Raw genomic sequence first — 25,456 nt, 5'->3', positions numbered from 1 at the left:
TTATCCTACCTCGCTTTGATGTACAGGCATGGTCAGACGTATGGTCGTCCCCTGTCTTGGCTTGCTGTTAATATGCATACTATAGCCATCGCCATAGTAGAGCTTGATCTTCTCCCGGATATGACGAAGGCCGATCCCACTCATCCGTTCTCTCATTGCCGCAGACGCGTGATCAACGGTTCCCCCCGCTTGCGTCATGCCGACTCCGTTATCCTCGACTTGACAGTAGAGGAGATCCCGAGGCACGTCGAGCCATACTCGAATTGTAATAAGCCCCTCCCGTTTCGCGGGCTCAATACCGTGTATGATCGCGTTCTCAATAAGCGGCTGAAGAATCATTCTCGGAACGAGACAGCCATGGGCTAGCGGATCCACTTCACATTGAAGTTTTACCTGCTCCCCGTAACGAAAGGATTGAATCTCCATATAATCATGAATCAATCCGACTTCTTCACGGATGGTGATGAAATCCCCTTTTTTCCCAAGGCTGGCTTGTAATAGACGCACCAAGGAGGTCACCACTTCCGCAATTTGAGGAGTCCTGTGCATTTTGGCAACCCATTTAATCGTATTAAGTGTATTATACAGGAAATGAGGATTTAATTGGTATTGCAGCGCTTCCATTTCCGCTTCTTTTTTTAGCGCTTCCTCCTTCTTGACCTGCTTGATCAGCTCTTCGAGCCTGTTGAGCATCTGGTTATAGCTTTCTCCAAGCTCGCCCCATTCGCGGCTGCTCTTTCGAACCCAATAGGCTTTGAAATCCCCGAGTTCCGCACGATTCATCAAAGCGCGCAAATGCTGCATCGGGCGCGTGAAATAATAGCGGAACAGGAACGCGCTCAGCACCACGGCTGCCAATAGCATCAGGACAACGAAGAACAGCGTTTGCCGCATGGCTTGTCCCTCTGCTTTATCGACGCTCTGCTGCACTTCGATCCTTGAGACCCATATCGTTCCCGGCAAATCCACACTAAGCTGCGACCATATGGAATCGTCCTTCCACTGCATTTGGGCGGGCTCGGTTAGCTTCCAATCCGGTTCCTTGGTTTGGGTGGAGGCTTTCCGGCTGTACATCAACGTGCCTTCCGAGTCGATGAGCTCATTATGCAGAAGCGGCCATTTCACATAAATGTCCTTCATGATCGAATCCAGCGCCACTACCATTTGGATAGAGCCCTTAACGACATTGGACCTGCGGTCCACCAAAGGGGCCATGAAAATAATTTGATCGGAAGCATCTATCACATCATCGTCGATTTCCCTCTTGACAATCATCCGGTCCTGCTTTTGAAGCGGCAGCTTCTGGGCATCCAGCATCGGTGACGCAGCTTCCGAATTGGTACACAGAATAAACCGGTTATCGTTGACCGTTATACACATATCCGTAATATAAGGAAGCTGGGAGGTTTGCTGTTTAATGAGCTGATCCGCGTACTCCCTAAGGGCTCTTTCTTCCGTCGAGTCTCTGACTACCGTTCCTTCGGTCATCCGCTGCAGCACATTATCATTGGCTACATTCCGTGCCATTGCATCCACTTGGCTGAAGGTTTGCTTCAGCCTTTGCAGCGTTTGCTCGTGCAGCTGTCCTACCTGACTCGACATTTCCATTCTTTGATTGGACGAGAAAAAGTGCGAATACAGCATAACCGTACCTGCCACGAACAAGCAGCAGGTGATCGTTATATAGATTAAAATCCGAAGCATACTCCATCCTCACCCGATAGCGCTCAAATTTTGAAAAAAACCCATGAGCGTATAGCCCACGGGTTTATTCGGCATTAAGGAGTTCCAACTAGCTGCAGCGCTTGTGAAGAGATCTCATCCTTATAGCTGGTCATGCAATTGCACAAATAGTCTTTGCGGCAAATAGGGCAAGGCTCTTTTTGCAATCGGTTGACATGCGTCACAATAGCTTCGCCTGTAGCAGGATCCTTTTCAAAAATAAGTCGGCAGGATGTACGATCCTTCAAATTGACCACAATTTCAAACAATCCGTTTTTCGGGTTGTTGCTGACAATTTTGGCATCGACGACTTGTGGTTGATATGCCATTCTTTTCAGCACCTCTCTTATGTAATGTATATTGAATAATAGCCTGTTTTACTTATCCCCGTCAAGTAGATTACCCAGACCGCCGAGAATACTGCCTTCTTCTTTACGTCCGCCTGCTCGGGATGCCGATACGATTCGGTCTGCCAATCGGCTGAACGGAAGGGATTGAATCCATACCCGGCCAGGTCCCTTGAGCGTAGCGAAGAATAACCCTTCCCCGCCGAAGACCGCAGTTTTGATCCCTTTAACGAATTCGATATCGTAATCCACGTCCTGGGTCATCGCGACCAAGCAGCCTGTATCGACCCGTATCATCTCGCCGGGCGACAGCACCTTCTCACAAATCGCCCCGCCGGCATGAACGAAGGCCATTCCGTCCCCTTCGATCTTCTGCATAATAAAGCCTTCCCCGCCGAAAAAGCCGGCTCCCAGCTTTCTCTGCAGCTCGATTCCGATAGAGACTCCCTTAGCCGCGCATAGAAACGAATCCTTCTGGCAAATCAGCTTGCCGCCAAGCTGCGACAAATCCATCGGCAAGATATGGCCCGGGTATGGCGAGGCAAAGGACACCCTTTCCTTCTGGTATCCGTGATTGGTGAAGACGGTCATAAAGAGGCTCTCCCCTGTTAACAACCGTTTACCGGCCCCGAACAGCTTGCCTACAAAGCCTTTGTTCTCCTCACTGCCATCGCCGAAGATGGTTTGCATTCGAATGCCGGCGTCCATCATCATCAAGCTGCCTGCTTCAGCTACGACACTCTCGTTCGGATCGAGCTCAATCTCGACGTACTGCATCTCCGATCCCATAATCCGGTAATCTATTTCATGAGCATTCATTGTGGTAATCCCTCCCATTTTACTATACCATACCTCAACGAACGGCGCATCGGGATCGTTTAATGGGAGTTATTATCCCTCTCCGCCTTGCGTTTTTTTCTTGCCTGATAGCGCTCTTCCGCACTATCGAACAAACGCCGCTCTTCATCGGTTTCCGGGATAACCGCGGGCACCGGCGTCGGTTTCCCTTGGTCATCAAGGGCGACAAACGTTAGGAAGGACGTCGCCGTCGTCTTGCGTTCCCCTGTAAACAAGTTTTCGGATTCCACCTTCACGAAGACCTCCATAGAGCTTCGATGGGTCCAGGATACGTAAGCTTCCAGCATAATAGCCTCTCCGACCTTGACAGGCGCCAGAAAATCCAGACTATCGCTTGAAGCCGTCACGACTCCCCTTCTTGAATGGCGCATACTGGCAATGGTGGCTATCTTGTCGATATAGCGCATGACAATACCGCCGAACATGGTGCCATGGTAATTCGTATCGGATGGGAAAATAATGTCCGTCATCGTCGTACGTGACATCCTTGCCGGTTTTGCTTCACTCATTGCTGTTCCTCCAGACGGTGGCAAGTGGTGTTCTGTTCTGTATCTTAGTTGTAAATCAGCTTCAGCTTGCCCGCGGCTTCGGCGGCCACACGGCGGGCCTCTTCTGTATCTTCGGCCGAACTCAACGCCACAGCCATTCTTCTGCCAACCTTCGTCTCCGGCTTGCCGAATACGCGCACCTGGGTATTCGGAAGCTTCAACGCTTCTTCTATCCCTTCAATTTTAAAGGTCTGATGCTCCACAGCCGCTTTTAACGTATGCGATGCGCCAGGCGTCAGCAAGCGGATTGTAGGGATCGGAAAACCGAGGATTGCCCGGACATGCAGGGCAAATTCGGACAAATCCTGAGTAACCATAGTAACCATGCCCGTATCATGAGGTCTTGGGGAAACCTCGCTGAAATAGACCTGATCCTTAGCCAAAAACAGCTCGACACCATAGATCCCTGCGCCTCCGAGAGCATCTGTAATCGTCTTGGCTATGTGCTGTGCCTCAGCAATTTGCTCTTCGCTCATTGGATGCGGCTGCCAGGATTCGATATAGTCGCCGTCCTTTTGGACGTGACCGATCGGCGCGCAATAAGCGGTTCCTGAGACGGAACGAACCGTCAGCAGTGTGATTTCGGATTCAAAATGGATAAACTGCTCTACGATCACCCTTGTTTTCTTGGCGCGCCCGCCCTCCATGGCGTAATTCCAGGAAGACTCCACCTCATCGAGCGAACGGCAGATGCTCTGTCCTTTACCCGACGAGCTCATAATCGGTTTGATGACGCAAGGCGTTCCGATTTTGGCTACAGCTGCCTTCAGCTCCTCCAGACTATCAGCGAACTCGAATTGCGCCGTAGGAAGCTTTAACGTTTCCGCCGCCAGTCTGCGGATACCTTCACGATCCATGGTCAACCGGGCTGCCGTAGCTGTAGGAACGACCCGGAAGCCTTCCTTCTCCAGCTCTACCAGCACATCCGTCGCAATAGCTTCGATCTCAGGGACAATAAGATCGGGTCTTTCCTTCAAAATCAAATCGCGCAGCTGTTCCCCGTCCAACATGTTGATAACATAAGAACGGTGGGCTGCCTGCATGGCCGGCGCATTGGCATAGCGGTCGACGGCTATGGTCTCGACACCCAGTCTCTGCGCCTCAATGACAACTTCTTTGCCCAGCTCGCCAGAGCCTAGGAGCATCATTTTGCGAGCTTGTCCTGATAATGGTGATCCGTACATTGTTATCCTTCCTCTCAACCCTCGAATACTTGCATCCGACTTCAATTTTTTTTCTAAATTAGAGCTGGTTCATGAGCAGCTTGCGGAGCAGCGGTCCCAGCTGGTCGGTAATCCCCGATACATCCGGCACTAGAACGCTGAATCTGCCATAGATGTTTCGCATCGTTTCCCGTTCGGTATCCTTCACAGCACCGCTGCCCAAAAAGACGCTGACCACCTCGACCCCCGTTCTTCTCGCTTGCAGAACGGCTTCACACGTATCGATGATCCCGTCCTCGTGATAATCCGAAGCTGAAGGTTCTCCATCTGAGAACACAAGCAGCACCTTCTGCTTCTCGGAACGCTTCATCAGCCGTTCGACGGCAATCCGAATCGAATACCCGTCTCTATTATCCTGCTCCGCTTGCAGCTGAAGCAGCTTGGGACCTGCCGACGAGTCATGCAGACTGCGGGCAAAGTCCGTTATGATATGAAAGACATTCGGACTCTCCTTGTCCGTGACCTTATCTGCGTCTTCCCAGAAGCCGATGATTTCATGGGGAACGCGCAAGGAACGAAGCGACTCATGAAACAATGCGATGCCCCGATGCGTCTGTTCCATTTTATCATACATGGAGGCCGAGCAGTCGATAAGAAGGCAAAAAACGGCATCGACCTCCATCGAAGGACTGTTTTTTTTATAAAATAATCTGGGAAGAGGCTCCCACGCGGCGCGGACCAGCTTTTTGCCCAATCTGCCTGTCAGAAGCTCGTTGCGCGGCGCTATTCTTTTCTGCTCCATGGTCATTCGGATCGTCTTCTTCAGCTTGTTCACCATCGGCGTTACTTCCCGAAGCACTTCATCGTATTGGAGACGCGATTTCGTATCTGGACTCTCAGCGTCCCTGTACACAGGGACTGCCTTGCGATTCAATCTCCCGTAGGAGTCACCCTTGCCGGCAAATCCGGTATCCAGACGATCCAGTGCCTGAGGCTTGGGCGGCTCAGGCTCATTGCGGCTCGACGCCTGAGAGGAGCCCTGTACAATCCCCAAGGCCTGATCCCCGCTATCCGCTTCGCGTACGTGATCGCTGATTAGGCCGGATTTGGAGCCCTGCTCGATATCGAAACGAAGCAGACTCTCATCCTGTTTCTCGGTTTCGCGGTGCCAGTTTGGCAGTCTTTCCCCTTGCTCCGGCTTATCCTCTCTCGAATCCTTGGGAAGCTCGGTATGACTTTTCAGCTTTTTCTTACGCTTCAATTCTCCTATGTATTCCCAGGATAACGGCTGATCGGTGCCGCTGTGCAGCTGCAATGAGAAGTATTGAGCCCTTGAGTCGCCTTCTAAGGCATTGTCCCTCTCCGGATGGTCCATGAGTCTACGGCAGCTTTGTGCGGCTTGCTTGGTGCTTTCCATCGTGCTGACGGCGTACAGCAGCTCCTCCATGAACACCCGGTCCTCTGTTCTGAACCCGTCCGGGATATAGAGCTCTTTCGAATCGTTATTATTGAGAGCGGAGGCAAAGCCGCAAAGCAATGCATCCGCCTCCTCCCGGCGATCCCGGTGCATATCCCGCTTCGCAGAGTAATGCTTGCCCAGAATCCGGGTACGCAGGTCAAACACCGCCGCAGTCCCCGGCCTATGCTTCCTGCATAAGGTCATCAGCCTGGCCTCCTCACACATGGCAAGCCACTGCTTGGCCAATTGCGGGAGCTTCGCAGTCCGGGTCCAATCTATATAACCTGCAATAACATTAGCATCCGTAAACCACGCGCTTCCTATGGCCCGCAAATATACATCCGTCTTCATCCCCGTCAGCTTCGTCTGCTCGGGATAATAGCTCCAGAACTGGCTGACCGCAATAAGCTTGTCCTTATCGTTGTACGAAGAAAGATAAGATAATTCCAGCTGCAGCTCTTCCCACCCGGACAAGGCTCTAGCCAAGTCCAACAGCTGCATGCGAAGGAAAGCGTCCACTTCATTTTCCAAAAAACGCATTCAGGCTCTCCTCTTCCGGCTTGATGTCTGATGATGGATGTCTATCCGCTTCAACCAAAATAGGTCTCCGCCAAATTCATGACCAGTACCTGTTCCCTCTCATCGTCGAGCTTGTCCGCTATGGCCCGTTGTACAGCCCTAAGAGGAGGAATATAGGCTGCCAAATCGCAGGTATCGATAAGAGCACGGACCGAAGCCGCTTCATCCGACAGCTGACCCGAGCGAATTTGCTCCTGCAAGTCCGCTGATAATCGTACGAAGCGCTGCAGAAGATCTGTATCTGCTAAACGGGAACGCTCCCTTAGAAGCTCCAGCAGTTTGTCTCCTTGCAGATAAGGAACATCGATTACTACAAATCGGTTTTTGAGCGCTTCATTCATAGGTACTGTGCCCACATACCCGATATTGACGGCGGCAATGACGCCGAAGCCCTCCTTGGCTCGAACTACTTCGCCGGTGAACGGATTGGTGATCGTCCTTCTATGATCGAGAACGCCGTTTATTAGAGGCAGTGTTTCCGGCTTTGCCATATTCACTTCATCAATATAAAGCCAATGTCCCTGAGTCATCGCTTTAATAATAGGACCCGGAACGAATTTGACCACAGATTGCCCCTGCTCGGCTTCCAGCGTCTTGAATCCGATCAAGCCCTCCGCATCCAGATCTACGGAGCAGTTTACTGCATGGACAGGCTGTCCGAACAAATACGATAAGGTTTCGGCCAGTCTTGTCTTTCCCGAACCGGTTGGCCCTTTTAACAATACATTTTTTCCTAGTGCCATGGAAACAAGAGCATCCTGGAGAATCTGCTCATTCGGCGGCTTGTACCCGTCTTCGCCCACGAGGCTCAAAGACTCCGCATCCAGAGAATGCCGGAGAAACTCGCGGCGCTCCAAAATTTGCTTCAACAATGGAGCGGGCAGCTTGGACGTTGCCCACGGATCTGCTACGATCATGATATCTATCCTCTCATGAATTCATTAATTACCTACGGTTGTTATACTTCACCCTGTGAAAATTTTCAACACCCTGAGCGAAAAAACATTCATAACAATAAGGTTTTTTCCCGAATTATCGCCCTGACTCCCTTCCGAGCTATGCTAATTTCGGCTTAAAAATGTATAATAACAGTAAGATAGCTGCATGGACTGCTTATAGACAGGTCCAAACTATGTTTTTATTGTGGCATTTTGGAGAAAAGGGCTTACTTTTATCAAGTAACTTATGTTAAACTATAGATATGAAGGAGATGATAGTTATGGCCGACCATAATCATCAGCTTTGTCCCAAATTTGAAGCCGCTTTTGAATTGTTAGGAAAGCGCTGGACAGGCTTAATTATTCAGTCGCTCTTGAGCGGCCCCCGACGCTTCAAGGACATCTCGGAAATGATTCCCGGAATGAGCGACAGGATGCTTGCGGAACGGTTCAAGGAGCTGGAAGCCGCCGGTATTATTTATCGCCATGTATATCCTGAGACTCCCGTTCGCATCGAATACGAGTTGACGGAGAAAGGCAAAGCATTGGAACCAGTAATGGCCGCTGTACACCTGTGGGGTGAAAGCTGGTTAAACATATAATATGCTCTTGACAGCCGCTGCAGGGCATATGTCGATAATGAATGGTATCCTACCTTACTATGGATAAACAGCTGCTAGTCAGGACTTTGGCCGCATGCCGGAAGACGCGTCTTCTGCTGCAATGCGCTCTTGATTGGCAGCTGATTTATTTATGTTCATAAATTTGACACGTTTGGCAGGAGAAATGAAGCTTGTTCCTGCAAGCAGTTTCCGTTAAAGTAAGTAACGACCTACCATTGAAGTAAACCGTTTTCATCTGCATTATTAAGGGAATCCGATTCATTATTTATCATTCACATATATAGGAGGAATTCATGGCAACCGTATTGCTGATTGAAGATGATCATAGTATTGCGGATATGATTTCCATTTATTTATCAGAGGAAGATTATGTAGTGCATATTGCAAGAGACGGTCAGCAAGGAGCTGAGCTGTTTCGCACGGTCCAACCTGATGTGATCATTCTGGATGTGATGCTGCCCGATTTGAACGGGATGGAGCTCTGCAGGGAATTTCGCGCCCAATCCCCTGTCCCCATCATGATGGTATCTGCCAAGAGCGAGGTTTCCGAGCGGGTGAAGGCTCTGGTCATCGGGGCGGATGACTATCTGTGCAAGCCCTTCAGCATGAGGGAGCTGGCCGCAAGAACCGGCGCTTTGCTGCGAAGATCGACCATGAATAAAGCAGCCGCTGATGCCAAACCAAGTGCAGATACACAAGCTATTCGTGTAGATATGGAAAAGCGCTGCGTATATTTGCATAACACTGTAGTGGAAACAACGTACTCCGAATTTGAGATGATGAAGCATTTCTGGCTGCACCCGGGCAAAGTATTTTCCAGGGAAGAGCTTCTGAATAAAATCCGCGGCATGGATGCTTTCGTTACCGAGCGGTCGGTTGACGTACATATTACGAATCTTCGCAAAAAAATAGAAAAAGACCCCAAGGACCCTAAGCACATCAAAACGGTCTGGGGTGTCGGCTATAAATTTGAGCCCTAATAAAAAACTCCTGAAAACCCGTGCCGTTACCTTGTAACAGCGAGCATGGTTCAGGAGTTTATTTTGTTATCTTCTCGTGTTGGTATCATTCGGGAATACACGCTGAATCATTGTGTTAAATTCATTCATATAGACCGATAAATCCACGCCTTTTTGATATTCCTTCACATAAAAACGTATTCTCTGCACAAAATTGGGATTTGCGGACACAAACACCCGCTGCAGCCTAGGCTCCATTGCCAGCACCTGTCCTTTAATGCGCGAAGCCATGGAATGAGTTAAGCCTGCCGGATCCCCCCAGTTCATCATTCCATTCCCTTTATTCGTGCCGAATAACCCGACCCCGCCTTTGGGGGAAATAGGATTTGCCATCATCTCCGGATGAGCTTCCGTATCAATGTTATGTCCATCCAGAATGATTGCAACGTAAGCGTTTGTCTCTGTCAGCAAAATGGTTGCCTGGTGAACGCCCGGCATTTTTTCAATTTGATTCGAGAGCTCCGGCGCAAACCGGAAGGTTTTGGATAAATGATAATTCGTCATATCCAGCTGCTGGAACGCTCCGGGATTATCCGCTTGAGGCCTTGAAGGCTGGGCATTCTCCCACTTCGGCTTAACCCCCAAGGTACTGTTCTCATTATTAAAAGTGCCCCTGTCATAAAGAGCATGATGATCTTTAGACTCAAGACCTGCCCCCAGCTCCTTGTTGCGATTCTGATCATGACCGCAGCCGGCTGCAAGAAGCAGCATACTCCCTATCAATCCGGCCCGCCATACGGTTGAACGCCATTTCAAATGCTTTCCCTCCTCATCTCTTGGATGTTCTACATCGTTAGGATGAGTTATGAGCAGGAAAATATGCGGGCACGGAATAAGAAAACCTCTATCGAGGCGTAAAAAAAGAGACGCCTCTTTGGAAGCGTCTCCCCACTGAATGCATTATCCGTTCTCGTCCTTGCCGAGCGTCCGGTCCAATTCCTCCAAAAGCTTGCGGACCGCTTCCTCCGATCTCTCGGGAGACTGCTTGAATCTCATAAGCTGCTCCTGCAGACTGGCGCCGATTTCTTCGCTCTCCGCTTCCTGGTCCGTGTAGGAAGGATCAAACCATACATAATCTCCATCCGGGCCGTTGCGTAAAAACATTTTTGTCCAGTTATCCGGATAAGTGTAGGACTGTTCTCCAAATACCAGTCCCAGTACATCATCGCTGTCAATTGGCATCAGATGATGAAATATTTCATCCCCGCTGCTTTCGGGGCCGATTGCTGCAACTTGTTTATGAAGATAAGCATAATGCAGATAATGCTCGCCGGTCAGCTTATCCTTGGCCACCTCGTACATTTCAAGGTTATCGTCCTTCAAGGCTTTGACCGTCTCAAGACGTTCCTGAAGCCATTCCGAAGGGACTCGTCTCAAATCGGTGAATGACATGACCATCGTATTCTCACTCCCTATCGAATTGCCGATGACTAAAAGTTCCAATCCAAATTGACGACTTGACCTGTACGCGACGATTCGTAGATAGCTTCCAATATCAGATTGTTCGTGAGCCCGGATAATCCGGAGGTTAAAGGTTCTTTGCCCTCGCGGATGCACTCCAGGAAGTGCCGGCTTAACCGTATTCGCGAGCCCTCATCCTGATTCGGTGCGATTAATTCTACATCCGCCGTGCGGTCATAAATTTCGGCAAACAGCTTGCCTTTGCCGCCCCGAAGCGATGCTCCGCCCTCTGTGCCCATAACATAAATATACGGTTGGTTGTCCAGCATATCCGTATGGGCCGCCCAGCTAACATCGAGCGACAAGGTGCTGCCGTTATCCATCTTGATCAATGCCGTCGCCAGGTCTTCAACATCATAATGCCCGTTCCAATCAGGCGTTCCCCAAGTACCTATCCCGCGGCGTTTAGGACCGAATTCGGAATACGTCGTTCCAAATACCGATACAGGCTTTGCATTGCCCATGAAATGGAGAGACAAATCCAGCATATGAACCCCGATATCAATCAAAGGGCCGCCTCCGGATTTGGACATTTGGGTAAACCAGGTTCCCCATCCCGGAATGCCTTTTCGTCTCATCCAGCCTGTCTTGATATTATATATATGCCCAAGCGCTCCTTTTTCGATCTGTTCTTTTAACTGCATGTTAATAGATTCCCATCTCATCTGGTGGGCAATCATTAAGGTCTTGTTGGATGCGCGGTGAGCCTTGACAATTTCTTTGGCCGAAGCGGCATTAATCGCCATTGGCTTCTCCAGAAGCACATGCTTCCCAGCCTGCAATGCGGCAATCGCTATCGCGGCGTGCATTTCGTTAGGAACGGCAATGATCACAGCATCGACATTCGGATCTTCAAGAAGCTGCTCATAGCTGCTGTAGACGTGAGGAATTCCGTGCTCTTTTGCACGCGCTTCCGCCAAAGGCAAGTAAACATCCGTAACGGCCGTAATCGCCGCTTCAGGCATTTGTTTGATCCCGTTCATATGGACGTTGCCGATATTTCCGGCCCCGATAATACCGATTTGAATTTTGCTGTTCAAACTCATTGCAGTGGTTCCTCCCATCATCTATATCAAACTGAATTTAACTATAACACATGCCGGACGATTTACGCTATTGAAAATCGCACCCCTTCGAAGCACCTTTTTCCTGTTAAAAAACGGCTTATAACCGCCTTTAAGAGCAGTAATAAGCCGCTTTATAATATTCCCATATCCTTGGCCTTCTGTGCTGCCTCCTTGCTGCTCTTGCCGCCCAGCTTGCGCAAAATGTTGCCTACATGCACTTTGATCGTACGTATCGAAACGACGAACTTGTCAGCGATTTGAGTCTGCGTATGCCCTTTTTCTATCAAGTCCAGCACTTGAATTTCAGTAGGCGTCAACAGATTCCGCAGCTCTTTAACTCTCACCTCGTGCTCCAGCTTTTTCAGACGCCGGAACTCCTCGCGCATTTGAGCTGCCGCACTTGGATGAATCGCGCTCCGGTTGGCGTAAGCGTTCCGGATGGCTTGAGGTATTTCCGTAAAATTGGATTTCACCATGTAGTCGACGGCTCCTGCTTTGAACGCTTCGAATATGAATTCCTTTTCCTCCATCGAAGTAAGCATGATGACTCTGGAGCTGGTGCATTGAACGATCTCCGCAGCGGCCCAAATACCGTCGGGGTTATCCGACATCATAATATCCATAAGCACGACATCCGCTTCTATTTGCTCCAGCAGCTCTACAGCCTCCTGGCCGGAGGATGCCGTTCCTATGACCTCTATATCCGATTCCTTCTTCAAGTAACTGGTCAAGCCGCGCAGCCAGTCCTGGTCGTCTTCCACAATAACCAATCGTATCCGACTCATGTAGGTCTGACTCCTTTCTTTTTAGGAAAATGAATAAATACCGAAGTCCCTACTCCCTGCTTGCTGTGCATATCCATTGTCCCTTTATGCTTCTGAATCACATGGTAGCAATAGGAAAGGCCAAGTCCAAAATTCAGCTTCTTCCCGGCTTTCGTTGTGAAAAACGGGTCAAACACCTGTTTTAACAGCTTTTTGTCCATGCCTATCCCGGTATCTTTGACTTCTACGGTAATATTGCGTTTGGTTTCAGTCAGCCTAAGGACCAGCTTACCGCCTTGAGGCATAGCATCAATGGCATTGGAGATGACATTCGTGAACACCTCGTTCAGCTGCGCTTTATCTCCCCATAGCTTGCCTGTGCAGCGAAAATCCTTTTCGACCTCTATACGACTCATTGCAGGGTCCAGCATGCCGGCACATGCCTCGAGCATTTGATCCAATCGAAGCTCCTCCGGCTTTATGACTACGTCCTGCGTTTGGCCCTGGATACGATATATCATATCATAAATGTGCTGCGAAGCGTTCATAATGACTTCGATATCGTTAACGAGCTGTTCCGGGTCGGACTCATAGGCTTCCGATTTGATTTTCTCGCTGAACAAGCGAATTTTCCCTACATCGTTCTTAATGGCATGGTTCAAGATTGCGGTCCCTGATGTAATGGCTCTTAATGTGTAATCGAGCTTCTGGTTTTGAATCGAAATTTGCAGTCCCATGAACCCGTAACGAAAGCTTGAAATGAGGATAACCGCAAGCGTGAAGCCGATCACCCAGGCATTATAGCGCCACCATTCATATAACCCGAAAAACGTCGGTAAAATGTATAAAGTGAATAAGGCAAAGAACAAGGCGGGCGCAGCAGCCAATGTAGTTAGCATACGATGCTTCCGTAAAAAGGTATTCCGTTCCTTTACTGTCGCATGAATCAAGATAGCAATCCCTGCCAAAATATAAGGTGTGGTCCACCAGGTTACATAATGGTAGGGTATCGGATCGATTGCGCTTGCAGGCTCAAAAGCAAAGGACAAAAGAACAGGCACAATCAAAATCCAGGAAAAACGCTTATTGCGGACTGGCCATACGGAATAATTGGGATGGTAGACGATCGTAAACATAAGGAACGTATAAGGCAGTCCGTAATAGCATACCAGGGAGCTGATACTCTCGGCGCGAAGCATCAGATCGGCAACGGGCTCGGTCAGCCAGCCCCTGTCGTAAAAGCTAGGAATCCAATAATCATGGATGACAGCCGATAAGCCGCCTGAACCGCCGGTAAAAGCAATACTTGCGATCCACCGGGTCGTTAACCGCCTCGGATCTGTTACGATCAATAACAGGCCGATCGTCCATAAGCCTATAAGCACAAACAGCATTCCGTCCGACACTCCAGTATTTCAATTTGTAAGGCTACAGTGAGTATTCCTTTTTCAATTGCTCAAGCTCTTCCACACAGCGCTGTGCCCATTTGACGGTTTGCTGCAGCGTTTGAAGCTCGGATTGCAGAGCTCTTCTTAGAGAATCCGCATAATCCGGAACGGTACCGCGGTAAGGCTTTATAGTATACAGCGGCATCAAAGCGATCTCCTGATACGCCAGCGCCCTCCGTTGATGAAAGAAAGCCACATCGGGTTTCATTGGATTGTGCAAGTTCCCTTGCGTCGGATGCTTTACTACAGCCAATATTTTTACAGCCGCTTTGGAGGCAGACGATATCTCAACAATTTCTCCGATGTACTCACCGGTTTTGTATTCGGCAGAAACGATACTTCCCATTTCGAGCGGTTCATTCATAGTATATTCCTCCTTTAGTTCAATTGCGTTATGTACCTTCAAACATAGGCCGAAGGGTTATGCAGATTCCTGGAACCACTGCAAAAGATCCGCTACACCCTGCATGCGGTATCGCTTTCGGGTTAGGCTTCTGCGTTCGATGCTTGCAATACAAGGTACGCTTTCCACCTTCCAGCTTTGGGTCAAGCCGGGACAATAGTTAGCGTTGCATTTGACCAAAGGTAAATTCGGTTCCATGGCCAATACGACTTGAAGCATTCTTTCCGTTACTTTGCATGTACCGCACATCGGAGTATAAAAGTAAATAAAAAGACGTTCGTCTGATGCCTCTAACCGCTGCTTAATCTGCTGCTCAGACCATTCCTCCACCCTCGGGACCTCCCCTTCATTGATGTCAAAGATGCCTTACAGAATCCTATCAGGATTTATGAAAATGCTGCTGGTCCAGCCGTTCCATGCTTAATACGAGATGATCCATCAGGCTCGGAATGTCATCAATTTGTCTCTCATCCAGTTTACGGATAAATTGAAGAGTGAGTTCATTCCGCATCAAGCTCTGATCTTCCCCGTAGACCCAATAAACCTTCTGTTGGATAGATGGGCCCTCTCCCCAAATGGATCTCATCAGATTCTCCGCGACAGCGCAATCCTGCTGCATCTCTCGTACGGGGAATGAGAACCTGAGCTCCAGGCTGCAGCCGGGCTGTTTTCCTTGCTCTGACAAGAGCTCCGCTGACAAGTCCGCCAGCGATGCCTTCAATACGAAGCTGCCTTTAACGAAGCCGTGGGGACGTCGAATCGCTTCCATCCCGAAGCTTCTAGACATTGTCGACAGCTCCACGCGATCGGTACGATTCAAAATTTGAACATCTCCTGTCAAATCCATATCGTACATAGCACCTTCGAATACAACCTTCAGATTATCAAATATGGTAGGGTCGAACATATTGCTCTCTAACCTCTTTGTCATGTTTTATATATTTTTCACTTGCTTCCTTCAGGACAAATCAGTACAATGATATCATCCAATTCAAGGAAGGTGTGCACCATGTCGGACGTGAATCAAAATAACGAATCCGGACAAGAACCGAAAAAAGTCAGTCTGGCGGACGCTATTAAAAACAAGCTTGCCCAGAAAAAGCAAGCCCAAAACGATGGAAAAGCAGGCGCGCCTCTTCGCGGCGGCAACAGCGCTGTTATGAGAAGCCAAAACAACAAGAAGCCTAACAATCAACGCCGTCGTACCGGCGGAAGCTAATCCTCTTCAACAACCCGAGGAATCTGCCGTATTTGGGCGTCACGTTTTCACTTGTAAACCAGCAATATGGCTAAAAAAGGATGAGCATGGGTATTCCGGCTCATCCTTTTTTTACGTTCTTAAGCGTAAAGCTGTTCGCGCTGCTTCTTGATTTCGTCGCTCTCGAGGTATTCATCATAGGTGATCATTTTATCAATCAAGCCATTCGGTGTAATTTCAATGATCCGGTTAGCTACGGTTTGGATGAACTGATGGTCATGCGATACGAAGAGCATCGTACCATCGAATTCTACCATGGCGTTGTTCAATGCAGTGATGGATTCCAGGTCCAAGTGGTTCGTAGGTTCGTCCAGAAGCAGGACATTGGCGCCGCTCATCATCATCTTGGACAGCATGCAGCGAACCTTTTCTCCCCCGGAGAGTACGCTGGCTTTCTTCAAAGCTTCCTCGCCGGAGAACAGCATTCTTCCCAAGAAGCCGCGGATATACGATTCGTCCTGATCCTTGGAATATTGACGCAGCCAGTCTACCAAATTCAAATCGGCGTTAAAGTACTCGGAGTTGTCTTTTGGAAAATAGGCTTGTGTTGTCGTAACGCCCCAAGTGTATTCGCCCGAATCGGCCTCCAGCTCACCCATCAAAATTTGGAACAGGGTGGTTTTGGCGTGGCCATTAGGACCAACCAGCGCTACCTTATCGCCTTTATTCAAGGTGAAGCTGATGTTGTTCAAAATCTTCTCGCCGTCTATCGTCTTCGATAGCTTTTCGACCGACAACAGCTGCTTGCCCGCTTCCCGCTCCGGTTGGAATTTAATGAAAGGATATTTCCGCGTCGAAGGCCTGATATCCTCCAACGTCAGCTTTTCGAGCTGCTTTTTACGGGAGGTCGCTTGCTTGGATTTGGATGCATTCGCACTAAAGCGCTGAATAAACGCTTCCAGCTCTTTTCGCTTCTCTTCTACCTTCTTGTTCGATTCGCGGGTCAGCTTCAGAGCCAATTGACTGGATTCATACCAGAAGTCATAGTTACCGACGTAAAGCTGAATTTTGCCGAAATCGATATCCGCAATATGCGTACATACCTGATTCAAGAAGTGACGATCGTGAGATACAACGATAACTGTACCTTCATATTTAGCAAGGAAATTTTCCAGCCAGTTGATCGACTCGATATCCAAGTGGTTCGTAGGCTCGTCAAGCAGCAAAATATTCGGGGTGCCGAACAAGGCTTGCGCCAAAAGGACGCGGACCTTCTCGTTACCGCCCAAATCTTTCATTTTCATGTCGTGCAATTCCTTGGAAATACCAAGCCCGATCAGAAGCTCAGCGGCATCCGATTCCGCCTGCCAGCCGTCCAGCTCCTGAAATTCGCCTTCCAGCTCGGCGGCACGCATTCCGTCCTCTTCCGAGAAATCGGCCTTAGAGTAAAGCGCATTTTTCTCTTCCATAATCTCGAACAAGCGTGCATGCCCCATAATAACGGTCTTCAAGACTTCCATTTCGTCGTATTCGAAGTGGTTCTGCTTCAGCACAGCCATACGCTCGCCCGGAGTAATGCTTACTTCCCCTTTGTTCGGCTCCAGCTCTCCGGACAAAATTTTGAGAAATGTCGATTTGCCCGCGCCGTTGGCACCGATCAAACCGTAACAGTTACCCGGGGTAAATTTGATGTTAACATCCTCAAACAAGGCTCTTTTACCGTATCGTAAGGTGACATTATTAACTGTAATCATACTTAATACCTACTCTCTTTGATTATTGCCCTTAGCCCTTAAGCTTCCAATCACAGATTATACCACAAAATGGCCGTTCTTTCCCAATATTATTGCGAAAATACAGAAATTATCGAACATAAGCTATTGCCTGCCGTCCCATCTGCTCCCATGCAGATATAAAATCGGCTTTGTCAACTTCTCCCGTCTCTCCAAGCGGGTCGTTAATATAAACCGTATCTTCATCATAGCCCGTAATCAGAACGGAATGTTCTTTATACGTAATATCGATGCCGCCGTCCTCTGTTTCCCAGGTTTCGAAGGCGTCCTCATCTAACGTGGTATACTCCATGTTGGTAACTACCCATACCGGTGATCCTGCCTCCAGCAGCCTTAATACATCATCGAAGCTGCTGCCTGTAGCATCTACCGCCCGGCCGGGCAAATATTGCTTTGCAAGCTCCATAATAGGACCATGGTACACTCCGTATCCCGGGTGATCGAACGAAGCGATATCGCCTACGAAGCCTTCGTTCGGATTGCCGAAATGAATTTCGTGACCGATGATTTCAAACGGATTCGGGTCTTTTCGGATTTCATCAGCCAGGGTCATTTTATCGACATTAACGCCCGCTGATTGTAACAGCATAGCCAAGCTCGTGACTTCGCATCCTCGGTCCAGTTCGGGCATCTGATAGATTAACGGAGCTTCGGTCTGAGCAGAGGAAGCAAGAGGTTTATCGGATGACCAGAGGAGCTTGTCCTTTGATTTAAAGTATACGCCGGTATTGGATAGTCCTTTAGCCGCGTTAACGGCATCCGGATAACTGGTATATGCCTGGAGAAACCGGTCCTGTTGATACAGCCGGAAAGGGTACTGTTCCACATCCGGCTCAGTAATGCGTGTCCCTTCTGCAATACTCCCAGGCAAGCCCCTGCTTTGAAATTGAAGCTGCATCGTATGAAGAACGGCCGGCGGATCGGCAGATCCTGTCGGCTGTTGAATGGTTGGCTCATCCCTCGGTACCAAGTAACCAAAGGATATCGCCACGACCGCACATGCTGAGGCCGCCAATGTCCATACGATCCGATTCCTGCCTTTCTTCATCGCTCTGCACTCCCTTCTTTATTTGTTCGAAGCGATTTGTTCCACCAGCTCCGATAGCTCGGCCCAACGATCCATAGCCTGCTCCAGCTGTTCATTCAGCTGCTGCTCCTCGGAGTAGAGCTCCTGAACCTTGCCATAATCGCTTCCCGCCAGATGAATCTCTTTTTTAACGGCTTCCAACCTATCCTCCAGCGCTGCAATTTTCCCTTCAATTTCATCCCATTCCTTTTGCTCCTTGAAGGACAGCTTGCGTGGCCTTTGTGATTCTCTTTTATCTCCTGCGCCTGCAGCAGCTGTGACCGTATTAGCCGGCTTCTGGTTTTTGCGGTCGTTCGCTTCCGCCTGCTCCTCTTGCCGCACTGCTTCCATGTATTCGGTATAATTGCCGTAAAAATGGCGAATTTGTCCGCCGCCTTCAAACGCAAACAAATGATCCGCGGTCCGATCAAGAAAATATCTATCGTGAGAAACCGTGATAACGGCGCCAGGGAAGTCTTCCAAATACTCTTCCAATATCGTCAGCGTTTGAATATCCAAATCGTTGGTCGGCTCATCGAGCAGTAGCACGTTCGGCTCTCCCATCAGGGTGCGGAGTAAATACAGCCTGCGTTTCTCGCCGCCAGACAGCTTGCCGATAGGCGTCCATTGTAATGAGGATGAAAACAGGAATCTCTCAAGCATTTGAGATGCTGTTATGGATTCTCCGTTAGCCAGCCGGATCACCTCAGCCGCTTCCTTGATATATTCAATGACACGCTGCTTGGGATCCATTTCAACATTTTCTTGCGTATAATAGGCCAATTTTACAGTCGTTCCTACCTCTATCGATCCCTCGTCCGGCTGCAAACGCCCCGCCAGCATGTTAAGCAAAGTCGACTTTCCGCTTCCGTTAGGCCCTATAATACCGATTCGATCGTCCGGGAGAACAATATAGCTGAAGTTATCGATCATTTTCCGGCCATCGAATGACTTAGCGATTCCATCAAGCTCGATGACTTTTTTCCCCAGCCGACTGGCGCCAAGCGCCATATCCAGCTTCTCCGCCGGTCCGTCCACCTTCCGGTCCCGCAATTCTATTACGCGCTCGATTCTCGCCTTTTGCTTCGTCGTCCTTGCCTTAGCCCCTCTGTGCAGCCAAGCCAGCTCGCGCCGCAGCATATTTTGGCGCTTATCCTCTTCCGACGCCTCGCGCTCGAGACGCTCCGCCTTTTTCTCAAGAAACGCGGCATAATTGCCCTCATAACTGTGCAGCTTGCCCCGGTCCAATTCGATAATCCGATTCGTTACACGGTCAAGGAAGTACCGGTCATGCGTGACTAGAAGCAAAGCGCCCTTCCATTTGGCAAGAAATTCTTCCAGCCACTCCACCGTATCATGATCTATATGGTTCGTAGGCTCATCCAGTATTAGCAGATCTGCAGGCTGAATCAGCACCCGCGCCATCGCAACCCGCTTTCGCTGTCCTCCTGACAGAACGCCGACCTTCTGTGAGAAATCGGTAATCCCAAGCTTGGTTAATACCGTTTTGGCTGTCGTGCTGGCTTCCCATGCATTCAAGGTATCCATTCGCTGCTGCACGGCGAACAGGCGCGATTGTCTCTTTTCATCATCAGGAGCCTCCTGCAAGGAGGAAAGGGCCTCTTCATAGTCCCTTAGCGTCTGCATTAACGGGCTGTCACCGTAAAACACCTGCTCCAGCACGGTGGATTCAGGGTCGAATTCCGGATTTTGCGGCAAATATTCTACCCGAAAGTGATTCGAATGGATCAGCTTGCCGGAATCCACCGGCTCCAAGCCCGCCATCGCCTTAAGCAGCGACGATTTGCCGGTTCCATTCACGCCGACAAGGCCGATTCTTTGCTTTTCATTAATTTGAAAGGAAATATCATCGAACAGTACTTTTTCGCCATAGCTTTTATTCCAATGCTCTACAGTCAATATATTCATGACAAACAGCCCCTTTTATCTTCCGTTGGTTGCGCAACACCTATGACTTCTTCATTCCCGGGAATGCTTCTTCTAAGCTTCCGTCACGTACGCCGTCAACAGAGCAATCGTATTCCATATCGCCTCGCTATGAGTCCTCTCCATGCTGTGGGAGGCGTGAACCCCGGGGCCAATCAAGGCAGCCCGGATGTTGCTGCCGCCGCGAAGCGCCGCTGAAGCGTCAGAACCATACTGCGGGTAAATGTCTACGGCATACTGCAGACCTTCCCGTTTCGCCAGGGCAATCAGTTTGGAAGTCATATTGTAGTCGTATGGACCGGAAGAATCCTTGGCGCAGATCGAGACATCATGCTCGGTACAGGATAAATCGTCGCCCATAGCTCCCATATCGACGGCAAGCAGCTCATCGATCTCCGGCGGCAAGTACGCTGCGCCATGGCCCACTTCTTCATAAGTGCTGATAAAAAGCTGAAGCGGATATGCCGGAGCAAGCTGCTCTCTCTTCATTAGCTCCAGCATGCCGAATAACGCGGCAACACCGGCCTTATCGTCCAGATGCCGTGATTTGATATATCCGTTATCAAGAAAACGGGGCCGCGGGTCAAACGACACGAAATCTCCAACGCTGATGCCCAGCTTCTTGACGTCCTCTTCGGATCGCACGTTTTCATCCAGACGAATCTCCATGGAAGCTTCTTCGCGCTTGAACTCTCTTGCGTCCGGGTATACATGGACCGATGGCTTTGTGGTCAGGATCGTCCCTTCGTAAGTCGCGCCACTGCGAGTATGGACTTGGCAGTATTCATTTTCCACCGAGCCCATCATATAGCCTCCGACCGACGTAAAACGCAGGGAGCCGTCTTTTTTAATAGAGCGGACCATGGCTCCCAATGTATCCACGTGAGCGGACAAGCCGATGACCTTTCCCTCCCGACGGCCGGGTACTGTAATTATGCCTCCACCTTTGTTCGTATAGGATATCGAAAAACCGAGCTTTCCCGCTTCTTCCGCGACAAGCTTCATGACATCTTGGCAGAATCCGCTTGGGCTAGGCGTAAGAAGCAAACGCTTTAGCAGATCAAGAACATAAGTTTGATTGATTTTGGATTTCATACAGCCCATCTCCTTGGTTGGTATCAAATTTCGACCTTTATTTGCTATCGGTAAAATTTTCATGTAAGCTAACAAATGAATAAAATCAGGGAGGAATTACCGTATGTCTGAAACATTGCCACCAAAAACCTGTTCCATCGAACGTCTAGTTACAGTTGAAGACGATGTGGAGAAAGTGATCCGCGGCGAAAAAACATCGACGCGCCGTAATGGACGCTACGCCGATCCAGGCGAAATTATGGAGCTTAAAGGCCATAAATTCGAAGTACATAAAGTATATCAGCAATCCCTCGGTGAGCTTACAGATGAAGCGGTACAAACCGAAGGCTTCAAAAATGTGGAAGAATACAAAAATTATATTTTATCCATGCATACCGGAATGCCTTGGCTTCCTCAAATGAAAGTCTGGGTTCACGAGTTCCGCCGGGTTCAATAAACCGCTGCGGCAGCAGGAATGCAAAAAACAGTGTAGACATCAATAAAATGAATGCTACACTGTTTTATTCACCTTTTCAAGTTTGGAGGCTCATTCTTTGTATCCTTGGCTAGTCTTTATTCATGCAGTAAGCGCAATGATTTCCATTGGTCCTTTTTTCGTCCTCATCCCGATGCTCGGCAAACTTCGCAAAGCGGAAGAACCCGTTCTCTCCTCGTATCTGGACTCGTTTCAATTTGTCGTCCGATTATCGAAGCACTCCGGTCATGTTCTGGTAGTCTCCGGACTTTTACTGCTGTGGCTTGGCGGATGGCCTTGGACCACACCGTTTATCTTAGGCACATGGATCGTATTAATTGCTTCGCTTATATTTATGGCCCGCGCCTTTTCCCCGACCATACGCCGCTTGCGTCAGCCGGATCATGATAGAGTCAGACTGGTCAACAAGCTGGCCCGTTCCTTGTATATTTATATGTTTGTCTTGTTCGTCATGCTGTGGTTAATGATAATGAAACCGGCTCTGTGGTGATGGTCATTCACCTGAACCGGTTTTTTTGTTTTAACTGTGCCATTAAGATTGGAAATCGACACAAATGCTTGTCCCATCCAGCACTTGCTTCATATGGGCTTTTACTTCCACATGGACAGGATGATTGTCGTATACGCTTAAATCTTCCAGCGAATTAAATTTAGTGATCAGCGCAATATCATAGGATCTTTCGGAATGCAGCACATCCGTCCCTACTTCTATGTATTTTAGTACAGGGATTTTACCCTCCATGTTCTTCAACACATTTACGGTCGTTTGAACAGATTCCGGACTGCGGTCCTTCAGCTTAAAAAAGACAACATGAGTAAGCATAATCATCTTCTTCCTTTCTCAATTAAGAAATGGTATTCGACATCAAGGGTCAGCTTTCGGCTTTTCCTCATCATGATCGTTTATTATACCACTTCCTCCAATCCGCAGGGAATAGATAATCACAGTGTTTCAGTCTGTCACGTATTCGCTGAAGAAGAGTCAGCGGCCTGTTTAATGGCGAAAGCAGAAGCACGCTGATATTGTCATTTGCACGCTGATCCAGCGCCTTATCGACCAGCAGGTCGCTGACCTGTTGGAGATTCAGCTCCGATGATTCATTGTCCTTCAAAAAATACTCGATTTTGGAGTGGGACATCCGATCGTACAGCCCATCTGTACACAGAAGAAAAAGACTGTTCGGGCTATAAAAACCGCTCCGATACTGTATGTTGAGCTCCTTTTGAACGCCAAGGCACTGCAGTAGCACATGACGATGAGGATGTTTGCGGGCCTGCTTAGGAGTCATTTTCCTCTTGCGTACCTGCTCGGCAACCCAGGAATGGTCCTTGGTAAGCTGCTTCAACCGCTGCCGATGAAAATAATAGACTCTGCAATCACCTATATGGCATAGTATATAAGTTTCATTCAGCAGAAAAAGCAGGGTCAGTGTCGTGCTCATCTGACTTCCTGCATGGTTTCCCATCTCAAGCAACGATACATTGATTTCGTGAAGCAGCTTTTTGGTGGATTGAATGAACGCTCCTCTCAGCCTCGCTGTCTTCAGCAGCTTGGGCAGCTGATTGTCCAGCCAATGTCTTACGTGATCCATCGCCGCATCGCTTGCCCGGCTTCCGTCACCAATTCCCCCGACACCATCGGCAATCACCGCAACGGCATACGGATCCCCTTGCTCCGTAGTGCCGATTCGAAGCAGAGACCGATCGTCATTCATCATCCGAAACCAGCCGGAATGTGTGGCTATCCCATAGTGCCAATGGACGGCAAAAGTTGTTCTCAACCGCTACAACCCCATTTTAAAAATAAATTCGGTATTAATAATCCGGACTATATCCCCATCGTTCAAGGAATATACCCGGTAAGGTGCAAGCAATTCATTGTTGACATAAGTGCCATTACGTGAGCCGAGATCTTTCACTCCATATTGGCCGTTTTCCCTAACAAACTCGGCATGAAGTCTGGATACGCCGGTTTCTTTATGCTCATAGTCGACTCCATCCCCTGCCCTTCCTATGACAAAGCATGGCTTCATAAGACTTATTCTGGACGCATGACCCGATTGATTCGTTTCCAGATACGGATAAGCAGAGGCTGCTGGACTTATCGGGCTATTCAGCAAAACGGTGGCATCCGATCTGGGAAGCAGGGTCGTGCGATGCTCCAACCCTTGGTAGTAATGGTCCGATTCCTTACCCGGACTTTTCATGGAGCTGGTTTCATTTGGTGTAAAGCTTTTTTGAACATCTGAAAGCTTCTTCCAGGCCGATTCTTTGGCGTCCGGTTCCTTGGGCAGCCCCTTCAAAAATGCGGCTAATTCCGAGCCTTGGTCTTTATTGGTCTTGGAACCAAGCTTGGATAAGATCGCTTCAGGAATCGCTTGTTCCGCCATCAGTGCCGGTTCTTGCGCTGCAGCATTCCCATTGACTTCAGAGCTTCGTACAGCAGGCTTCCATATCCATAAGGCGACGAATACCAGATCTGCAATGAACATCGTCGACCCTATGCAGATATAAAGCCAAGGCTCTCCAGGATGCTCCAAATACAGCTTCCATACCAAGCAGCATAGTAAGATCCCGATCAGCATCACCGGAAGCTTCAGCTTGTCAGGAGATGGTACCAGGGACGATTCTCCCTTGCTCAATGATAAGGCATCCGAGAGTGGCATCCGGATCTCCCCTTGGTCAGTTCCTTTATCAGGAGCGGCGCCCTGTGCAGATGCAAAAGGGATCAGAGGAGTCCATTTAGGCAGATCTTCATCCTGATGCTTCGGCATCGTTCCTGAGGCTTGCCGAACTCTTGCATCTTCAAGCTCCGGAGCTTGCATTGCTAACGGCCGATGCAAGGCAGCCTGTTGCATAATCATCTCATCTTGTCTCTCTTGACCGGCCTGATTCATATGTTTAAGGAGAAGCTGTCTTAATGCAGGCAGATGAAACGATTCATCCATAAGATAATTCATCAGCTCCTGGTACCCGCTGCCGCTCAATTCAGTGACCTTATGCACCAGCCTGGAGGCTAAATGCTGCAAATCGACGGAGACCGTTTGTTTATCTACCAGGGTTTCCATAGGCAGGTACGTAATATATATATCGGTTAAATCATTCCCACAATAAATATAATCTTCTTTAAGAATATATTTGCCTTCTTCAAGCATATAAACGCCGCTTTCCGTTAGCGTATCGACGATCGTATATAGCAAGGTAAAAAACTGCTTAATGGAAAGACTCCCCAGGCGAAGCCAATGGGACAGCATTTTTTTGTCAGTAATCTTATAATAAAGCTTGGTATTATGATTTACTTCTTCCACATGAAGCTCCAGCAGCCGGGGAATGCGGTTCATCAGAAGCATGTTCATTTGAAAAGCGGAAAGCTCGTCTTTACGGAGGCCGTTTTCTTTATAGAGCACCATATAATGGCCATTCTGATTCTGGTAATCGACCTGTAGGCCGTAAATCGACTGATTCACACTCGGACCTCCTTTC

General features: G+C 48.9%; 27 protein-coding genes. 5 read left to right on the top strand and 22 right to left on the bottom strand.

What is annotated here, in order from left to right; translation table 11 throughout:
* From GGC63_RS06265 to GGC63_RS06235, 7 genes are all read right to left on the bottom strand, one after another.
* A complete protein-coding gene (locus GGC63_RS06265) occupies window positions 1-1,704 on the bottom strand; it encodes a sensor histidine kinase (protein ID WP_192701564.1) in 1,704 nt (567 codons plus the stop codon).
* Window positions 1,705-1,778: 74 nt separating this feature from the next.
* Window positions 1,779-2,051: a hypothetical protein gene (locus GGC63_RS06260; RefSeq protein WP_079909144.1), complete on the bottom strand. Its 273-nt coding sequence runs from the start codon at window positions 2,049-2,051 to the stop codon at window positions 1,779-1,781.
* Between the two features lie 48 nt (window positions 2,052-2,099).
* A complete protein-coding gene (locus GGC63_RS06255) occupies window positions 2,100-2,888 on the bottom strand; it encodes a TIGR00266 family protein (RefSeq protein WP_079909143.1) in 789 nt (262 codons plus the stop codon).
* Window positions 2,889-2,947: 59 nt separating this feature from the next.
* On the bottom strand, window positions 2,948-3,436 hold the full coding sequence (locus tag GGC63_RS06250) for an acyl-CoA thioesterase (protein ID WP_079909142.1): 489 nt from the start codon (window positions 3,434-3,436) through the stop codon (window positions 2,948-2,950).
* A 44-nt stretch (window positions 3,437-3,480) separates the two neighbouring features.
* A complete protein-coding gene (gene purT, locus GGC63_RS06245) occupies window positions 3,481-4,659 on the bottom strand; it encodes a formate-dependent phosphoribosylglycinamide formyltransferase (RefSeq protein ID WP_192701563.1) in 1,179 nt (392 codons plus the stop codon).
* 58 nt (window positions 4,660-4,717) lie between these two features.
* Window positions 4,718-6,637: a vWA domain-containing protein gene (locus tag GGC63_RS06240; RefSeq protein ID WP_192701562.1), complete on the bottom strand. Its 1,920-nt coding sequence runs from the start codon at window positions 6,635-6,637 to the stop codon at window positions 4,718-4,720.
* A 50-nt stretch (window positions 6,638-6,687) separates the two neighbouring features.
* Window positions 6,688-7,593 carry an ATP-binding protein gene (locus GGC63_RS06235; RefSeq protein WP_192701561.1) on the bottom strand — a complete coding sequence of 302 codons (906 nt, stop codon included), beginning with the start codon at window positions 7,591-7,593 and terminating at the stop codon, window positions 6,688-6,690.
* Window positions 7,594-7,895: 302 nt separating this feature from the next.
* Between GGC63_RS06235 and GGC63_RS06230 the strand changes: the two genes are divergently transcribed.
* Together GGC63_RS06230 and GGC63_RS06225 are read left to right on the top strand one after the other, a co-directional pair.
* Window positions 7,896-8,216, top strand: a complete 321-nt coding sequence (locus GGC63_RS06230) for a winged helix-turn-helix transcriptional regulator (protein ID WP_079909138.1) — start codon at window positions 7,896-7,898, stop codon at window positions 8,214-8,216.
* 314 nt (window positions 8,217-8,530) lie between these two features.
* Entirely contained in the window at window positions 8,531-9,217 is a 687-nt protein-coding gene (locus GGC63_RS06225) for a response regulator transcription factor (RefSeq protein ID WP_192701560.1), read from the top strand.
* Window positions 9,218-9,283: 66 nt separating this feature from the next.
* Here GGC63_RS06225 and GGC63_RS06220 read toward each other — a convergent pair whose 3' ends face one another.
* The 8 genes from GGC63_RS06220 to GGC63_RS06185 form a co-directional block, all read right to left on the bottom strand.
* A complete protein-coding gene (locus tag GGC63_RS06220) occupies window positions 9,284-10,012 on the bottom strand; it encodes a YhcN/YlaJ family sporulation lipoprotein (RefSeq protein WP_192701559.1) in 729 nt (242 codons plus the stop codon).
* A gap of 144 nt (window positions 10,013-10,156) precedes the next feature.
* Complete coding sequence (locus GGC63_RS06215; RefSeq protein ID WP_192701558.1) at window positions 10,157-10,654, bottom strand: hypothetical protein; 498 nt, start codon at window positions 10,652-10,654, stop codon at window positions 10,157-10,159.
* 32 nt (window positions 10,655-10,686) lie between these two features.
* Window positions 10,687-11,763, bottom strand: a complete 1,077-nt coding sequence (locus tag GGC63_RS06210; protein WP_079909134.1) for a Gfo/Idh/MocA family protein — start codon at window positions 11,761-11,763, stop codon at window positions 10,687-10,689.
* A 152-nt stretch (window positions 11,764-11,915) separates the two neighbouring features.
* Window positions 11,916-12,569: a response regulator transcription factor gene (locus GGC63_RS06205; protein WP_192701557.1), complete on the bottom strand. Its 654-nt coding sequence runs from the start codon at window positions 12,567-12,569 to the stop codon at window positions 11,916-11,918.
* The gene (locus GGC63_RS06200; protein ID WP_192701556.1) at window positions 12,566-13,942 is read right to left on the bottom strand and encodes a sensor histidine kinase; all 1,377 of its coding nucleotides are present in this window, start codon (window positions 13,940-13,942) and stop codon (window positions 12,566-12,568) included. The genes GGC63_RS06205 and GGC63_RS06200 overlap by 4 nt, the downstream gene beginning before the upstream one ends.
* Before the next feature lie 34 nt (window positions 13,943-13,976).
* Window positions 13,977-14,360 (bottom strand): kinase-associated lipoprotein B, encoded by a 384-nt coding sequence (locus GGC63_RS06195; protein WP_192701555.1) that lies wholly within the window; start codon window positions 14,358-14,360, stop codon window positions 13,977-13,979.
* Window positions 14,361-14,417: 57 nt separating this feature from the next.
* A complete protein-coding gene (locus GGC63_RS06190; RefSeq protein WP_179135900.1) occupies window positions 14,418-14,729 on the bottom strand; it encodes a thioredoxin family protein in 312 nt (103 codons plus the stop codon).
* 49 nt (window positions 14,730-14,778) lie between these two features.
* On the bottom strand, window positions 14,779-15,330 hold the full coding sequence (locus GGC63_RS06185; protein WP_144027767.1) for a hypothetical protein: 552 nt from the start codon (window positions 15,328-15,330) through the stop codon (window positions 14,779-14,781).
* Between the two features lie 78 nt (window positions 15,331-15,408).
* On the opposite strand from GGC63_RS06185, the gene GGC63_RS06180 reads away from it, so the two are divergent.
* Complete coding sequence (locus GGC63_RS06180) at window positions 15,409-15,618, top strand: hypothetical protein (protein WP_192701554.1); 210 nt, start codon at window positions 15,409-15,411, stop codon at window positions 15,616-15,618.
* Window positions 15,619-15,737: 119 nt separating this feature from the next.
* Here GGC63_RS06180 and GGC63_RS06175 read toward each other — a convergent pair whose 3' ends face one another.
* The 4 genes from GGC63_RS06175 to GGC63_RS06160 all read right to left on the bottom strand — a co-directional run bounded on the left by GGC63_RS06175 (window position 15,738) and on the right by GGC63_RS06160 (window position 21,498).
* Window positions 15,738-17,351, bottom strand: coding sequence for an ABC-F family ATP-binding cassette domain-containing protein (locus GGC63_RS06175; protein WP_192701553.1), 1,614 nt, complete (start codon window positions 17,349-17,351; stop codon window positions 15,738-15,740).
* A 109-nt stretch (window positions 17,352-17,460) separates the two neighbouring features.
* Window positions 17,461-18,438 (bottom strand): C39 family peptidase, encoded by a 978-nt coding sequence (locus GGC63_RS06170; RefSeq protein WP_192701552.1) that lies wholly within the window; start codon window positions 18,436-18,438, stop codon window positions 17,461-17,463.
* A gap of 18 nt (window positions 18,439-18,456) precedes the next feature.
* Window positions 18,457-20,385, bottom strand: coding sequence for an ABC-F family ATP-binding cassette domain-containing protein (locus tag GGC63_RS06165; RefSeq protein WP_192701551.1), 1,929 nt, complete (start codon window positions 20,383-20,385; stop codon window positions 18,457-18,459).
* Between the two features lie 72 nt (window positions 20,386-20,457).
* On the bottom strand, window positions 20,458-21,498 hold the full coding sequence (locus tag GGC63_RS06160) for a M42 family metallopeptidase (RefSeq protein WP_192701550.1): 1,041 nt from the start codon (window positions 21,496-21,498) through the stop codon (window positions 20,458-20,460).
* A gap of 103 nt (window positions 21,499-21,601) precedes the next feature.
* Here GGC63_RS06160 and GGC63_RS06155 point away from each other — a divergent pair, with 103 nt between their 5' ends.
* A complete protein-coding gene (locus tag GGC63_RS06155; protein WP_192701549.1) occupies window positions 21,602-21,934 on the top strand; it encodes an ASCH domain-containing protein in 333 nt (110 codons plus the stop codon).
* Between the two features lie 136 nt (window positions 21,935-22,070).
* Window positions 22,071-22,463, top strand: coding sequence for a hypothetical protein (locus GGC63_RS06150; RefSeq protein ID WP_079909601.1), 393 nt, complete (start codon window positions 22,071-22,073; stop codon window positions 22,461-22,463).
* A 42-nt stretch (window positions 22,464-22,505) separates the two neighbouring features.
* Here GGC63_RS06150 and GGC63_RS06145 read toward each other — a convergent pair whose 3' ends face one another.
* From GGC63_RS06145 to GGC63_RS35080, 3 genes are all read right to left on the bottom strand, one after another.
* On the bottom strand, window positions 22,506-22,796 hold the full coding sequence (locus GGC63_RS06145; protein WP_192701548.1) for a Dabb family protein: 291 nt from the start codon (window positions 22,794-22,796) through the stop codon (window positions 22,506-22,508).
* Between the two features lie 70 nt (window positions 22,797-22,866).
* A complete protein-coding gene (locus tag GGC63_RS06140) occupies window positions 22,867-23,754 on the bottom strand; it encodes a PP2C family protein-serine/threonine phosphatase (protein ID WP_192701547.1) in 888 nt (295 codons plus the stop codon).
* Window positions 23,755-23,757: 3 nt separating this feature from the next.
* Window positions 23,758-25,440, bottom strand: coding sequence for a DUF6382 domain-containing protein (locus GGC63_RS35080; RefSeq protein ID WP_318780994.1), 1,683 nt, complete (start codon window positions 25,438-25,440; stop codon window positions 23,758-23,760).
* Window positions 25,441-25,456 lie beyond the last annotated feature (16 nt).

This window comes from Paenibacillus sp. OAS669 (genome assembly GCF_014873645.1).
Classification (GTDB): Bacteria; Bacillota; Bacilli; order Paenibacillales; family NBRC-103111; genus Paenibacillus_S; species Paenibacillus_S vulneris.
Note: the sequence above shows the minus strand (reverse complement) of the source record. Positions and strands in the feature narration are given on the sequence as shown.

Coding starts and splice junctions, on each gene's coding strand:
- GGC63_RS06210 (WP_079909134.1), bottom strand. CDS start 11,763: ATGAGTTTGAACAGCAAAATTCAAATCGGTATTATCGGGGCCGGAAAT.
- GGC63_RS06215 (WP_192701558.1), bottom strand. CDS start 10,654: ATGGTCATGTCATTCACCGATTTGAGACGAGTCCCTTCGGAATGGCTT.
- GGC63_RS06235 (WP_192701561.1), bottom strand. CDS start 7,593: ATGATCGTAGCAGATCCGTGGGCAACGTCCAAGCTGCCCGCTCCATTG.
- GGC63_RS06250 (WP_079909142.1), bottom strand. CDS start 3,436: ATGAGTGAAGCAAAACCGGCAAGGATGTCACGTACGACGATGACGGAC.
- GGC63_RS06230 (WP_079909138.1), top strand. CDS start 7,896: ATGGCCGACCATAATCATCAGCTTTGTCCCAAATTTGAAGCCGCTTTT.
- GGC63_RS06185 (WP_144027767.1), bottom strand. CDS start 15,330: ATGACAAAGAGGTTAGAGAGCAATATGTTCGACCCTACCATATTTGAT.
- GGC63_RS06180 (WP_192701554.1), top strand. CDS start 15,409: ATGTCGGACGTGAATCAAAATAACGAATCCGGACAAGAACCGAAAAAA.
- GGC63_RS06175 (WP_192701553.1), bottom strand. CDS start 17,351: ATGATTACAGTTAATAATGTCACCTTACGATACGGTAAAAGAGCCTTG.
- purT (WP_192701563.1), bottom strand. CDS start 4,659: ATGTACGGATCACCATTATCAGGACAAGCTCGCAAAATGATGCTCCTA.
- GGC63_RS06240 (WP_192701562.1), bottom strand. CDS start 6,637: ATGCGTTTTTTGGAAAATGAAGTGGACGCTTTCCTTCGCATGCAGCTG.
- GGC63_RS06265 (WP_192701564.1), bottom strand. CDS start 1,704: ATGCTTCGGATTTTAATCTATATAACGATCACCTGCTGCTTGTTCGTG.
- GGC63_RS06160 (WP_192701550.1), bottom strand. CDS start 21,498: ATGAAATCCAAAATCAATCAAACTTATGTTCTTGATCTGCTAAAGCGT.
- GGC63_RS06205 (WP_192701557.1), bottom strand. CDS start 12,569: ATGAGTCGGATACGATTGGTTATTGTGGAAGACGACCAGGACTGGCTG.
- GGC63_RS06165 (WP_192701551.1), bottom strand. CDS start 20,385: ATGAATATATTGACTGTAGAGCATTGGAATAAAAGCTATGGCGAAAAA.
- GGC63_RS06195 (WP_192701555.1), bottom strand. CDS start 14,360: ATGAATGAACCGCTCGAAATGGGAAGTATCGTTTCTGCCGAATACAAA.
- GGC63_RS06145 (WP_192701548.1), bottom strand. CDS start 22,796: ATGCTTACTCATGTTGTCTTTTTTAAGCTGAAGGACCGCAGTCCGGAA.
- GGC63_RS06200 (WP_192701556.1), bottom strand. CDS start 13,942: ATGCTGTTTGTGCTTATAGGCTTATGGACGATCGGCCTGTTATTGATC.
- GGC63_RS06260 (WP_079909144.1), bottom strand. CDS start 2,051: ATGGCATATCAACCACAAGTCGTCGATGCCAAAATTGTCAGCAACAAC.
- GGC63_RS06255 (WP_079909143.1), bottom strand. CDS start 2,888: ATGAATGCTCATGAAATAGATTACCGGATTATGGGATCGGAGATGCAG.
- GGC63_RS06155 (WP_192701549.1), top strand. CDS start 21,602: ATGTCTGAAACATTGCCACCAAAAACCTGTTCCATCGAACGTCTAGTT.
- GGC63_RS06150 (WP_079909601.1), top strand. CDS start 22,071: ATGATTTCCATTGGTCCTTTTTTCGTCCTCATCCCGATGCTCGGCAAA.
- GGC63_RS06225 (WP_192701560.1), top strand. CDS start 8,531: ATGGCAACCGTATTGCTGATTGAAGATGATCATAGTATTGCGGATATG.
- GGC63_RS06170 (WP_192701552.1), bottom strand. CDS start 18,438: ATGAAGAAAGGCAGGAATCGGATCGTATGGACATTGGCGGCCTCAGCA.